The organism is Noviherbaspirillum sp., from assembly GCF_035944575.1.
GTDB lineage: Bacteria > Pseudomonadota > Gammaproteobacteria > Burkholderiales > Burkholderiaceae_D > Noviherbaspirillum.
Genome location: NZ_DASZBA010000151.1, coordinates 1 through 13,409 on the forward strand (window position 1 = coordinate 1; position 13,409 = coordinate 13,409).

The window sequence follows — 13,409 nt, forward strand, 5'->3', positions numbered from 1 at the left end:
CAGAAAGCCGAAACCGGACGCGAATATCACTTTCAGCGGCGGGACGATTTCCACCGCCGCCTGCGCCAGTTCCACGCCCGACATGCCCGGCAGATTGATATCGGCCAGCAGGACGTCGAACTGATGTTGCGGCAGGATGCCGATCGCATCCTCCCCGCTTTCCACCGCATGCACCTTATGGCCCAGCATGGCGAGCATTTCGGAAACCAGTGTCCGGGACTCGGCATTGTCTTCTACAACGAGTACATTGAGTTGTGGCATGGACATGGATAGCCAGTAAGGAACAACGGACGGAACGGAAGTGGTAAGCCCGACATTATCCATAACGTTTTCTCTTATTTACAGTCGGAAAATTCCGCTTTCCAGTAGGAATTTTCCTACAGTCAATTCACCTGCAAAGGCTTTTCTTAAAATCGATTTTCGTGCGTTTACCTAGCTGCCGATTGCGTAAGCGCAGTCCGATGCGTGAGCCGCCTGCTGGCAGCGCTCCTAAGTACGGCATTTTTGAGACTGATTAATCTGATTTCCGCTTCACAAGTCGGGATGTGCAATGAAGTAGCCATGCCGCATCATGAAATTCCGGCTTCGTGCTTTTAACGCCACCTTTTTAAGCCACAGATCGAATTGCATCTTTCCGCTCCGGGAAGCTTCTTGCGGTTTGACCGCCTTTGGCACCGGACCGGCGCTTTACAGTTGTCAAAACGTTATATAGACTAGGTTTTGCGAAACTGAGTTCCGCAGTGCGGAACTTATTTCTGCGCAGATACTGTTCTTGCATTCGAACGGAAACGCCGGAACAAGGCCGGACATGGTTTATCCGGACCGGCATATCCGGCACAAAACAATTCATACCGGAGACAAAAAATGACATACCCACGGTTGAAGGCCGGAGTACTGGCCTTAAGCGGCGCGTTGCTGCTCGCCTCATGCGGCGGCAGCGACAACGGCCAGGCGAATACCGATGCGCTACCCAATACCCAGCCTGCACTGTCAAAGGCGTTGATGCCGGACTTTCCCGATGTGGTCGGCGAGTACATCCAGATCAACGGCGGCGCACAGGACACCAGTACCGACATCATTCAAACACCCGTTGACTTCAATAAGGCAACCTTCCTGCGCATCCGGTCGGCCCTGGATGGCGAATCGCCGAAACCTGCCCATGCGGTCATCCTTGCCATGCCGGGTTTTTCCAGCACGCCGGGGCACTGGATGTACCTGGCGGCCCAGCTCGTCCACAAGGCGAACCTGAAAAAAGGCGGCTGCAAGGACGGAACGGCAACGGCCGATTGCCGTCTCGAGATCTGGATCGTGCAGCGCCGCGGCGCCCACCTCGCGGACACGCTCGGCGCCCGGAACGCCATCCTGGCCGACAATCCCGCCCTCGCGGTGAGCTATTACTTCGGCTCCTCCATCATGGGCAGCGACGGCCGCTTCGCGCTGGACGGCCGCGGCAAGTTCCCCGCGACTGCGCCGAAGAACCTGACCGGCCGCGCGGATGCGACATGGAAGCCGCTCGAACAGGGCGATCTGCGCTTCATGGCCGACTGGGGGTTCGAAGCGTATGCGCGCGACGTGGATAACATGCTTGCGCTCGTCAGGCAGCAGACCGGCAACAAGAATGTGTTCCTCGCCGGGCATTCACAGGGAGGCAGCTTCACCGCGGCCTATGCCGCGAGCCTGCGCCCGGACAACAGGCGGGGACAGGAAAACCTGGCGGGCATCGTCATGCTGGACGGCGGCGGATACGGCACGGCAGGTGCGCCATCGGCAACGCAGGTCGCCACGCACCAGGCGGCGATCGATGCCTTCCGCGCCGGGACCAGGCCGGTATATACCGATGCAAGCGGCGCCAACACCGCATCGGGGCCGGCAGCCGCCGCGAGGGAAGTGGCCAGCACTCGCTATTACGCCAAGGAAGACCCGAACGCGGAATCCCTGTTCGCACCGCGCCAGGCCGGGCTGATCACGACATCGGCGTCCTATCCCGGAACCACCGCCGCGACGGCCAATGCCTTCCTGGGCAACATCCGGCTTTCCCATGTGGCGCGTGCCGGCATGAATTTCGACACCAGCCCCACCACCACGGCAGCCGCGCCGTTCACGCCACTGCAGGTGAACCTGCAGGACCCGCTGATCATCTCCCTGGGTGAAAGCCTGGGACTGCTGGATTTCACGCCGGCCGCCGGCAAGGAGAACGACTGCGATCCGAACTCCCTCGCGGGAAGATGCGTTCCCCTCCCCTCCCAGATCGATCCGGCCAAGGTCTATGGATGGAAGGACACCGGAGGAAATTCGCCTATCCCGGCGAGCACGAAAATCGGCGTCAGCAAGGCCAGCCAGTTCATGAAGGGTTATGCGTGGACCACCAACCGGACCAACATCAAACCCGTCACCTTCAACTTCCCGGTCAGCGGTCCCCGAACGGTGGATGCGCGCGAAGTGGTCACGGCAAACTGGTATCCATCGGAACGCTACGATGTGGAGATGAGCTTCGTCGGCGCCGGACCGACGTTCACCTTCAATTACAAAGGGGTGAACATCAACATCGACAAGAGCGTAGTGAATATCCCGCTGTACTACGCTCACCAGGGGCCGGCCTCCGCCACCGCGCCGTCGGTCTTCCCGAATGTCACCGACTATACGAACATCGGCTCGACCGGCACCGTGCAGTCGGCAACCGCGATTGCACGATCGCCCGTCCCGGCAAGCGTCAGCTCGCGCCATTACAAGCACACCGACTTCGTGGCGGCGGATGATTCCCTGGGAGATTCGGCATCGCGGCCGGCACCCGGCGAGCCGGGCAGCAGCCTGGTTGCCAACACGCTGGTCGACTGGGTATTCGCACGCACCGGCGCAAGACCGGCGACGGTTCCGACGCCTGCGGAACTCGGCGTTGCGCTCAGCCGATAAAGGCGCCTGGCGTTCTGCCTGAATGCAGGCCCCCGAACCCATTCGGGTCGGGGGCTGTTCCGTCGAACTGTGCATGAGGCGCCCCGTGCTATGTCAGCTATCGTACATAAGCGCGCCATCCTGGATTCATGTCCGCATACCGGCAATCTGTGAGCCTCAAATCGCAATCGGCCACCATGTTTGCTGGTAAACTGCAGGCCGAGAAAAGAGCTATTCCGAAGGCGTCATTATCGAACGCCCAATGCCTCCCCCAGCGGCATAAAAATAGCCACGAGTTCCCGATCGATCCCGCCTTATCTTTTTAGAGTTCCCTATGCCCTCTTCGCATCAAGCGGACCGCGCGACCTATGCCCTCATCCTAGGGGTGGCTGCCTTCGTCTTCCTTGTCGATTCAATCACGCCGCTCGGTTATGCGGAATGGATGTTTTACGTCATTCCGGTTGCGTTGTGCGTGCGCCAGCCGAATTCCCAGCTTCCGTTGATTGTCGCCGTTGCCTTGATGCCCCTGCTGATTTTCGGTTACATGTTCTCCCCGGAGGGCGCGGACGAAACCATTGCGATGGTCAATCGCGCCCTGGCGTTTTTCGCGCTGTTCGGCGTGGCGTATCTCGTGCACAGGATCGTCAAGGAAAAATCCGTGGCCGATCATCTGATGTGGCTGGAGCGCGGCCGCGCCGAAGTGGCCCGCAACATGCTCGGCGAGCCCACGGTTACCGAAGTATCCGAGAAAATCCTGCATGCACTGGCACGTTATATCGGCGCGCAGATCGCCGTGCTCTATCGGCTCGAAGGCGGCCGGCTGCTGCACACGGCTGCGTTTGCAATCGATGCGAAACAGATACGTCCGGAGCTGGCGCTGGGCAGCACGCTTGCAGGCGAAGTGGCGAAGGATGGCAAACCCCTGGTGCTGCGCGATCTGCCGCATGACTATCTGCGCATCGGCTCGGCCACCGGGAGCATGCTGCCGGGACAATTGCTGATTGCGCCGGTGACGGCGGAAGGAAAAGTCTGCGGCGTGATGGAATTCGGTTTTCTGAACAAAACTCGATTCAATGATGAAATCGAATTGCTGACAATGGTCGCCGACAAAATCGGCAGTGCCATCCGCTCGGCCGAGTACCGCCAGCATTTGCGGGATCTGCTCGAAGAAACACAGCGTCAGTCGGAGGAATTGCAGGCGCAGCAGGAAGAGCTCCGCGTATCGAATGAAGAGCTGGAGGAGCAAGGCCGCGCGTTGCTGGAATCGCAGGCGCGGCTGGAAAACCAGCAGGCGGAACTGGAACAGACCAACGTGCAGCTGGAGGAGCAGGCGGAACGGCTCGAAGGCCAGAAGCGCGAGCTGCTCAACACCCAGCGCGCGCTGGAGCTGAATGCCGAGGAACTCGGCAAGGCGAATCGCTACAAATCGGAGTTCCTTGCCAACATGTCGCACGAATTGCGCACCCCGCTCAACAGCTCGCTGATACTGTCGAAAATCCTGATGGAGAACAAGACCGGCAGCCTGAGCGGCGAGCAGGTCCGGTACGCGCAAACCATCCATGAATCCAACAATGCATTGCTGGTACTGATCAACGACATTCTCGATCTGTCGAAGATCGAATCCGGCCATGCCGATCTGAATCCGGAACCGGTGTCGGTGTCCAGCGTCGTGCAAACCCTGAAGCAGATTTTCGATCCCGTCGCAAGGGAAAAGCAGCTGAGCTTCACCATCGGCATCAGCGAGGACGCGCCGGCGGTCATCGTCACCGACAACCAGCGCCTGCAGCAAGTCCTGAGAAATCTGCTTGCCAATGCGTTCAAGTTTACCGAGCAGGGAGAGGTCGTGCTGCACATCGCGCCGGCCGCGAATGCGCGCCTGGGCTTTGCCGTGCGCGACACCGGCATCGGCATCCCGGAACAGCAGCAGGACATCATCTTCGAAGCATTCCGCCAGGCCGACGGCACGACCAGCCGCAAATACGGCGGCACCGGGCTGGGCCTGTCGATCTCCAGGGAACTGGCCCGCAGGCTCGGTGGCGAAATCCGCGTCCAGAGCGCGCCGGGGCTCGGCAGCACCTTCACGCTGGAAGTTTCCGTCGACCTGACGGTAGACGAAAACGACGGGATCGCTAGTGAACCTGCCGTAGCCGGTCTCTCTCCGCTATCCATCCCATCACACTTTTCAGCCGCTCCGCAGCGCAAACAACAAGCGGTACGCGAAGGCACGCCACCGCCCCAGGCGTCGCAGCCGGCCGGTGGCAGCGGGAAACCGGAGCGCAGGCATGAACGGCTGATTCTGGTCGTGGAGGACGATCCGCATTTCGCGTCGATCCTGCACGACCTGGCGCAGGAGGCGCAGTTCGATTGTGTTGTGGCAGGCACCGGATCGGAAGCGATCCGCCTCGCACCCGAATTGTGCCCCAGCGGCATCCTCCTCGATGTCGGCCTGCCTGATCAATCCGGCCTGAGCGTTCTGGAACGCCTCAAGCGCGACCCTGCCACCCGCCATATACCGATTCACATGGTTTCAATCGAGGACCATGCGCAAACCGCACTCGAAATGGGCGCGGTAGGCTATGCCTTCAAGCCGGTGGCGCGGGAAGACGTGGTTGCGGCGTTCGCCAGGCTGGAGGCGAAGCTCGACAAGCGGGCACGCAAGCTGCTGGTCGTCGAGGACGATGCCGCGCTGCGCAGCAACATCGCCCTTCTTCTCCAGGCCGACGACATCGACATCACGACGGTAGGCACCGCTGCGGAAGCGCTGGAACTGGTATCGAACCAGACTTTCGACTGCATGGTGATGGACCTGAATCTGCCCGATACCAGCGGCTATGATCTGCTCGAAAAAATCTCCGGAAGCGGCAAGTATTCATTTCCTCCGGTAATCGTCTATACCGGCCGGATGCTGTCGCGGGACGAGGAGCAAAAACTGCGACGCTATTCCAGGTCGATCATCATCAAGGGTGCCAAATCGCCCGAACGCCTGCTCGACGAAGTCACGCTGTTCCTGCACCGGGTGGAGTCCCTGATTCCGCCGGACCAGCAAAAGATGTTGCAGCAGGCCCGCCAGCGCGATATGGTTTTCGAGGGCCGCCGCATTTTGCTGGCCGAAGATGATGTGCGGAATATTTTCGCGTTGACCAGCGTGTTCGAGCCGCTTGGCGCCAAGCTGGAAATCGCGCGCAACGGCCGCGAGGCGCTGCAACTGCTCGACAAGGGTGTCGAGATCGACCTGGTGCTGATGGACCTCATGATGCCGGAGATGGATGGCCTGACCGCGATGCGCGAAATCCGCAAGCGTCCGGAAATGGCGCGCCTGCCGATCATCGCGCTTACCGCGAAGGCGATGATGGACGACCGCAAGAGCTGCCTGGACGCCGGCGCGAGCGACTACATCGCCAAGCCGATCGATGTCGACAAGCTGATTTCGCTGTGCCGCGTATGGATGCCTAAATAGGAGCCGCCTTGGACGGAATCGATTCCCGTTTTGACATCGAGATCAAGCTGTTGCTGGAGGGCGTCTATCTGACGTACCAGCACGACTTCCGCCAGTATGCGGTCGCGTCGCTGCGCCGGCGCATCAAGCAGGCGATGGTGCAGTTCGATTGCAAGACGGTCTCGCAACTGCAGAGCCGCGTGCTGCACGAACCGGAAGTGTTTGCGAAGATGCTGCAGTATTTCACGGTGCAGGTCAGCGAGATGTTCCGTGATCCGGTGTATTTCAGGGCAATACGTGAACAGGTGATTCCGGTGCTGAGGACCTACCCGTCGGTGAAGATCTGGATCGCCGGTTGCAGCACCGGCGAGGAAGTCTGGTCGCTGGCGATCCTGCTGGCCGAGGAAGGCTTGCTGGATAACACGCTGATTTATGCGACCGACATCAACGTCGAGTCCCTGAAGGCGGCCGAGACCGGCATTTATGCCGTCGACCGCATTGCCGACTTCAGCACGAACTATCTGCAGTCCGGCGGCAGGCGCTCGCTTTCCGATTACTACACCACCGGATACGGCGGCGCCATCTTCGACCGGGACCTGCGCAAGCGCATGGTCTTCGCCGATCACAGCCTGGCGACCGACAGTGTCTTTTCGGAAGTCCAGTTCGTGTCCTGCCGCAACGTGCTGATCTATTTTAATCCGGAATTGCAGGAACGCGCGATCGGCCTGTTCGCCGACTCGCTGGTGAACCGTGGCTTCCTCGGGCTCGGATCGAAAGAAACCCTTCGCTTTACGCGCTATGCAGGCACCTTCACCGAGTTTGCCCGCACCGAAAAAATCTATCAGAGGGCGCTGCGATGACTGGGGCGAACAATACCCTGCAAAATTTCGACATGCTCGTGATCGGCGCCTCCGCCGGCGGGGTGGAAGCGATCGGCGTCCTGCTGGAGGCGCTGCCGGATGGCTTTGCCGCCGCGGTCGCCATCGTGCTGCATGTCCCCGCCAACCGGCCCAGCCTGCTGGTGGATATATTTTCACGGCGTACCCGCCTGCAGGTGAAGGAAGTGGAAGACAAGGAGCCGGCAATGACGGGAACGGTTTATGTCGCCGCGCCCGACTACCATATGCTGGTCGAACCGAGCCGCCTGTTTTCGCTGTCCTGCGACGAACCCGTGCATTTTTCCCGGCCGTCGATCGACGTGCTGTTCGAGTCGGCCGCGCTGGCATATCGGGACCGGTTGCTGGCGATCGTTCTTACAGGTGCGAGTGCCGACGGCGCCGACGGCCTGGCGACGGTATGTCGTCACGGCGGCCAGGCGTGGGTCCAGGACCCGGACGAGGCGCAGGCGCGCACCATGCCACTGGCCGCAATCGCCCGTTCGGGCACCGATCAAGTATTGTCCCTGCAGGAAATGGCACGCCGGCTATCCGGCGTATCGAGGCCGGATAGTAATTCGAGAACATCAATATGAATCCTGACAATATCAATATCCTGGTCGTCGACGACATCCCCCAGAACCTGGTTGCCATCGAGGCCCTGCTGGGACGCCCCGGCGTGAACATCCTGAAGGCTTCGTCCGGCCCGGAGGCACTGGAGATCCTGCTGGTGCAGGAAGTGGCGCTTGCGCTGGTCGACGTGCAGATGCCGCAAATGGACGGGTTCGAGCTGGCCGAGCTGATTCGCGGCAGCGAACGGACCCGCAGCGTGCCGCTAATTTTCCTGACCGCCGGCGCGCGGGAAACCAGGACCTCTTTCCGCGGTTACGAAGCCGGCGCTGTCGACTTTCTTTATAAACCGCTTGACGACACCATCCTGAAGAGCAAGGTCCAGGTATTCGTCGATCTGCATGCCAAGGAAAAGCAGCTGTCGCGGCAGCTCGACGAACTGCGCCAGGCGCTCGCCTTGAACGAGCTGTTCACAGCGGTGCTTGGTCACGATCTGCGCAATCCGCTCTCGGCGGTGTTGATCGGCTCCGAGCTGATCCTGAAGGTGTCCAACGAATCGGTGGTGAAGTCGGCGGCGGGCCGGATCCAGTCCAGCGTCCAGCGCATGACGCGTCTGGTCGAGCAATTGCTCGATGTCGCGCGCATCCGTGCCGGCGGTTTCGAGGTGCAGCCGAAGGACACCGACTACGAGGCCCTGTGCAAAACGATCGCGGACGAACTCATCATTACCGGCCAGCCCTCGCGCATCCGCATCGAAACCACCGGTGATGTGGTCGGCGCCGCCGACCCGGACAGGCTGGCGCAAATTCTCTCCAACCTGCTTGGAAATGCAATCCAGCATGGTGCGCCGGACCAGCCGATACACGCGCGCATCGACGGCTCGGCCGAGCACGAGATCGTTGTCGAGGTGAGCAACGGCGGCGCCATTCCGGAAAGCGCGATCAAGGACATCTTCGAACCGTTCACCAGCAGCCATTCGATCAACCGGCCAAACCATGGCCTGGGTCTCGGGCTGTATATCGTGAAGAAGTTTGTCGAGGCACATGGCGGCCATGTCAGTGTGACTTCATGCGGTGAAGCGGGAACCGTGTTTCGCGCCGGATTTCCGCGCCGCCCGCATCGAGCGGATAGGCGCTCCGGCTCAGGAAGCGCACCGGAGCCGACTATCGTCCATTACAAATAAGCGACGACGCGTAGGGGAGCAGCGCTGTCCATATACTGCGGTTTCACTTCCTATTCCCGCGAGACTTCGACCGGCAATTCCATTAGTATTTGGAGTGAATCCAGGAGTCCCGTTGCGCATGCGGCAACCGGGATACGGGCCAATGCACCAGCAAGCGCCGGGCCACGACGATCGGGGGAAAGAACGTGAATCGCAATGTGACGGAAGATGCCCAGCGTGGGCGCCCCGCCCAGGATACGGGCAAGGCTTCTGAAAGCCCCGCCGAATCCGAAGCCAAAAGCACGATCGTCAATCTCGCCGACAACGAATGGCAGATCGGCCAGACGCTCTTTCTGCAGCATGAGAGCACCCGCCACCTGGTGAAGCTGATCGGCTTCGTGGAGGGGAAATCCGTGCTGGTCTCCGCTCCCGTGTCGGAAGGAAAATACCAGCTGGTTCGCGATGGACAGGTGTTTGTCGTGCGGACCTTTTCGGGCCGCAAGGCATACGCCTTCAGTTCGTCGGTGCTGAAGACCGTGCATGTGCCCTATCCCTACCTTCACCTCACCTATCCGAAGCAGGTCACCTGCGCCGTCGTTCGCCGCGGCGCCCGTCTCGACGTGAGCATCGTCGCCGCCGTGTCGGTCAGCGGTACGAACCACACCGCGGCGGTGATCCTCACCGACATCAGCCTGGGCGGCGCGGCGGGATCGATGAAGGTGCTGATGGGTGTTCCGGGCGAGATTTTCCGGCTGAAGTTCAAGGTCAGGGTAGCGGACGAAGACCTGTTCCTCGATATTCCGGTCACCTTGCGCTCCGTGCAGCGCGATGACGCAACGGATTCATACCGGCACGGCTTCGAGTTCGACAAGCTGGATGTGCGTGACCGGCTTTGCCTGGGCGCCTTCCTGCACGATGCCAGGTCGGCGAAGGAATGAGCCTCAGCCTTCATCCGGATACGGTTGAAGCGGATTTTCACTTGCCTGCCGGCGACATTCAACCCGCATTCTCCTGTGTTAGGCTGTAATAGAAACCTGTCGCAGAGAGCGCCGTCATTTTTTCGCCATCTTTGCAGTCCTGCAAACATCACACGGGAAGGAGCGCAACATGACCACCGCCGATCGATATCCGGTTGCCGAACTCGATAACTTGCCGGACGATATCCGGACGCAGATTCTTGCCGTCCAGGAGAAATCCGGTTTTGTCCCCAACGTATTCCTGAAGCTTGCCCGCCGGCCCGACGAGTTCCGCGCGTTCTTTGCGTACCACGACGCACTGATGCTGCGCGAAGGCGGACTCACCAAGGGCGAGAAGGAAATGATCGTCGTGGCGACCAGTGCGCCGAACCAGTGCCTCTATTGTGTCGTTGCACATGGCGCGCTTCTGCGGATCTTCGAGAAAAATCCCCTGATCGCGGATCAGATAGCGACGAATTACCGCAAGGCGCCGATCACGCCGCGCCAGCGCGCGATGCTCGATTTCGCATTGAAAGTCTCGACGGCGTCATACGCTATCTGCGACGCGGATTTTGAAGAACTGCATGGGCATGGGTTCAGCGACGACGACATCTGGGACATCAGTGCGATTGCCGCTTTCTTCGCGCTGTCCAATCGCATGGCCAATGCGGCGGGCATGATGCCGAATCCCGAGTTCTACCTGATGGGACGCGTGCCTAGGGAAAAGAAGGCCGGATGACCGCCTTCGACAAGGCGTTTTTTTGTGCGCCCGATCGGAACGATGCTGCCTCCTATTCGTCGGAAAAGATCTGCCCGGCGACGTTATCGACCACGACGGGGCTTTCGAAATAGGTGACGGCGGGATCGGTGCCGTATTTTTCCCTGACGAATACGCGCCATGTTTCCGTGTACAACGCTTCCGCTTCGGCTCTTGAATTCCAGAGATAGATGCCGCCGGCCGTGAGTCCGTCCTGCGAGAGCACGTAGTGCTTCCGGAGCAGGCCCTGCACGCCCTGATAGGTTGGCGCGGTACTCAGGAAGATGCCGCGTGCTTCCTCGCGTGTAATGGGTTTCGGTAATGTGAACGCAGTCATGGCGATAATCATCTGCATCTCCGGTTGTGATGTTTGACATGCCATTAGACAGTGCCGGCGCTGCATGCTCAACCGGAATTTATGCATGCCTGGCATTCCCACCGAGAATGCGAACTACCGGCCGCGAGACGGAACAACCGTAAACGGCAGCCATCCGACGTGCCATGCATGCTTAAGGCACATGCAATACAATTCCTGCATGGCCCGATACCCTGCGGTGCATTAACTCCAGGCAGAGGGAAAACAAGCACTCGTCATTCGAGAGATGCGCATGGAAAATCCGTTGATGAATCTTCCGCCGCTGGACGCGTTGCGCGGCTTCGTGGCCGTTGCAAGACGCATGAGCATCACGCAGGCCGCGAATGACCTTTGCCTCACCCAGTCGGCCGTCAGCCGGCAAATTCAGGCCCTGGAGGAGTATCTCGGTACGCCGGTGATTGTCCGAAAGCACCGGGCAATTGCACTGACTGAAGCAGGTGAACGCCTGATGGCCCTGTCGTCGCCTTGGATGGATCGACTGTCCGAGACCACCCGCTCCATCCGGCATCACGGCCGCACCCGTCCCGTCACGATCACCGCCTCGTTCGGCGTCACGGCCTTATGGGTGTTGCCTAAACTGGCCGCCTTTCAGGATGCCAATCCCAACATCGACGTCAGGGTCGCGGCGAACAACCGCGTCCTGGACTTGAAGCAGGAAGGCATCGATCTTGCGATCCGGTATGCGCGTAAAGCAGATGTGCCTTCAGGGGCGATCGAGCTGTTCGGCGAACGTGTCGTTCCCATGGCAAGCAAGGCGGTTGCGGCCAGGGCATTCAGAAACCCGCGCGCCTTGCTGAACGAGGTCCTGCTGGAGTACGACGAACCACAGGCACGCCCCTGGCTGCGCTGGTCGGAATGGCTCGCATCCGCCGGCATGGCGGATGCCAAGCCCAAAGCGTACCTTCACTGCAATCAATACAATCAGCTGGTCCAATTGGCGGTGGACGGACACGGTGTTGCGCTGGGACGGGTCGCCCTCGTTCTGCCGATGCTGGCGGATGGGCGGCTGGTCGCGATGCCGGACGGCAAGGTCGGGGAAAGCGACTATGCCTACTGGCTGGTCGAGGCCGTGCCGGATGCCCGCCCTGAAGTGGCGATGTTCCGGGAATGGCTCATTTCGGAGGTGCGGCGAACAGCCCGGCAAATGGAAAACCTGCAGTTGACTCCATCAGCCGGTCCGCCACCCGCTGCGGAAAAAAACAGCCGCACCCGCAAGACGGTGTCCCGCAGGAACGCCCGCTAAGATCGTCCGTCATATTGAATACAAGAACCCGAGCGCCCGGCGGCACTTCGATAGGAAGATGATGATTCCCCGGACATTGCACTTCGTCACACCAGGAGAAATTGCATGCACAACACATTCAAGGCTGCCCTTAAAAGCGGCAAGCCGCAAATCGGGCTCTGGCTTTCACTGGCAAATCCCTACACCACCGAAATCTGCGCCACCGCGGATTTCGACTGGCTGCTGATCGACGGCGAACATTCCCCGAACGACGTGCGCAGCATCCTCGCGCAGCTGCAGGCGGTGGCGCCCTACCGCTCCCATCCGGTGGTGCGGCCGGTTATCGGCGACACCGCTGTGATCAAGCAGATATTGGATATCGGCGCACAGTCATTGCTGGTTCCGATGATCGATACCGCCGCGCAGGCGCGGGAGATCGTGCGCGCGACCAGGTATCCGCCGCATGGCGTACGCGGCGTCGGTGCCGCCGCCGCACGGGCATCGGCATGGGGCTTGCAGTCCGACTATGTGCAAAAGGCAAACGATGAAATCTGCCTGCTGGTGCAGGCGGAAACGAAGACGGCCATCGATAATCTGGACGACATCTGCAAGGTGGATGGCGTCGATGGCGTCTTCATCGGTCCCGCCGATCTGTCGGCATCGCTTGGACATCTCGGCAATGCCGGCCATCCCGACGTCCGGAAGGTAATTGACGATGCGCTCGGCCGTATCATCCGAAGCGGCAAGGCGGCCGGCATTCTGACGGCGGACCTCGCCGAGGCCAGACGTTATGTGGACATGGGCTGCCGCTTCGTGGCGGTCGGCATCGAAGCCCGCGTGCTGGCGATGTCGGTACGGGCGCTGCGCGCCCAGTTCGATGAACATGCCTTGCCGGTCGATGCATCGAAGGGCGCTGCTTACTGAGCACAACGGCTGGCATTACGGAGGCGGGGCCTGCGCCGATCGCGCTGCCGCCTGTGCCAGCCTTTCCAGATAGCGTACGACCCGCGGATCATCCATCGAGTACAGGTGGTACCAGTACCCCGGCCCTACGTGAACAGTGCCCCGCATTGCGTAGCCAAGCGCGGTCACGTCACCGGCCTTGAGGTTTTCCCATCCGATCACGGAATCCGGATGCTCGGTGGCGCCCACGAGAAACAGGAAAT

The 13,409-nt window shown here is 60.5% G+C and carries 12 protein-coding genes; 9 read left to right on the plus strand and 3 right to left on the minus strand.

Annotated elements, in window-relative coordinates:
- A partial coding sequence (locus VGU61_RS10625) for a response regulator (RefSeq protein ID WP_326859095.1) occupies positions 1-267 on the minus strand: 267 nt, incomplete at its 3' end.
- 597 nt (positions 268-864) lie between these two features.
- On the opposite strand from VGU61_RS10625, the gene VGU61_RS10630 reads away from it, so the two are divergent.
- From VGU61_RS10630 to VGU61_RS10660, 7 genes are all read left to right on the plus strand, one after another.
- A complete protein-coding gene (locus tag VGU61_RS10630; protein WP_326859096.1) occupies positions 865-2,910 on the plus strand; it encodes an alpha/beta fold hydrolase in 2,046 nt (681 codons plus the stop codon).
- 313 nt (positions 2,911-3,223) lie between these two features.
- Positions 3,224-6,346 carry a response regulator gene (locus VGU61_RS10635; protein WP_326859097.1) on the plus strand — a complete coding sequence of 1,041 codons (3,123 nt, stop codon included), beginning with the start codon at positions 3,224-3,226 and terminating at the stop codon, positions 6,344-6,346.
- Between the two features lie 17 nt (positions 6,347-6,363).
- Positions 6,364-7,185 (plus strand): CheR family methyltransferase, encoded by an 822-nt coding sequence (locus tag VGU61_RS10640; protein ID WP_326859106.1) that lies wholly within the window; start codon positions 6,364-6,366, stop codon positions 7,183-7,185.
- Positions 7,182-7,796 (plus strand): chemotaxis protein CheB, encoded by a 615-nt coding sequence (locus VGU61_RS10645; protein ID WP_326859098.1) that lies wholly within the window; start codon positions 7,182-7,184, stop codon positions 7,794-7,796. Before VGU61_RS10640 ends, VGU61_RS10645 begins: the two co-directional genes overlap by 4 nt.
- Complete coding sequence (locus VGU61_RS10650) at positions 7,793-8,953, plus strand: hybrid sensor histidine kinase/response regulator (RefSeq protein ID WP_326859099.1); 1,161 nt, start codon at positions 7,793-7,795, stop codon at positions 8,951-8,953. The genes VGU61_RS10645 and VGU61_RS10650 overlap by 4 nt, the downstream gene beginning before the upstream one ends.
- A gap of 185 nt (positions 8,954-9,138) precedes the next feature.
- The gene (locus VGU61_RS10655) at positions 9,139-9,870 is read left to right on the plus strand and encodes a flagellar brake protein (RefSeq protein ID WP_326859100.1); all 732 of its coding nucleotides are present in this window, start codon (positions 9,139-9,141) and stop codon (positions 9,868-9,870) included.
- 169 nt (positions 9,871-10,039) lie between these two features.
- The gene (locus VGU61_RS10660) at positions 10,040-10,627 is read left to right on the plus strand and encodes a peroxidase-related enzyme (RefSeq protein ID WP_326859101.1); all 588 of its coding nucleotides are present in this window, start codon (positions 10,040-10,042) and stop codon (positions 10,625-10,627) included.
- Between the two features lie 52 nt (positions 10,628-10,679).
- On the opposite strand, the gene VGU61_RS10665 is transcribed toward VGU61_RS10660, so the two are convergent.
- Positions 10,680-10,994 carry a monooxygenase gene (locus tag VGU61_RS10665; RefSeq protein WP_326859102.1) on the minus strand — a complete coding sequence of 105 codons (315 nt, stop codon included), beginning with the start codon at positions 10,992-10,994 and terminating at the stop codon, positions 10,680-10,682.
- Positions 10,995-11,253: 259 nt separating this feature from the next.
- On the opposite strand from VGU61_RS10665, the gene VGU61_RS10670 reads away from it, so the two are divergent.
- Entirely contained in the window at positions 11,254-12,264 is a 1,011-nt protein-coding gene (locus VGU61_RS10670; protein WP_326859103.1) for a LysR substrate-binding domain-containing protein, read from the plus strand.
- Positions 12,265-12,369: 105 nt separating this feature from the next.
- Positions 12,370-13,167 carry a 4-hydroxy-2-oxoheptanedioate aldolase gene (gene hpaI, locus VGU61_RS10675; protein ID WP_326859104.1) on the plus strand — a complete coding sequence of 266 codons (798 nt, stop codon included), beginning with the start codon at positions 12,370-12,372 and terminating at the stop codon, positions 13,165-13,167.
- Between the two features lie 15 nt (positions 13,168-13,182).
- Here the strand turns inward: hpaI and VGU61_RS10680 are convergent.
- The coding region (locus tag VGU61_RS10680; protein WP_326859105.1) for a hypothetical protein at positions 13,183-13,409 on the minus strand (227 nt) is incomplete at its 5' end.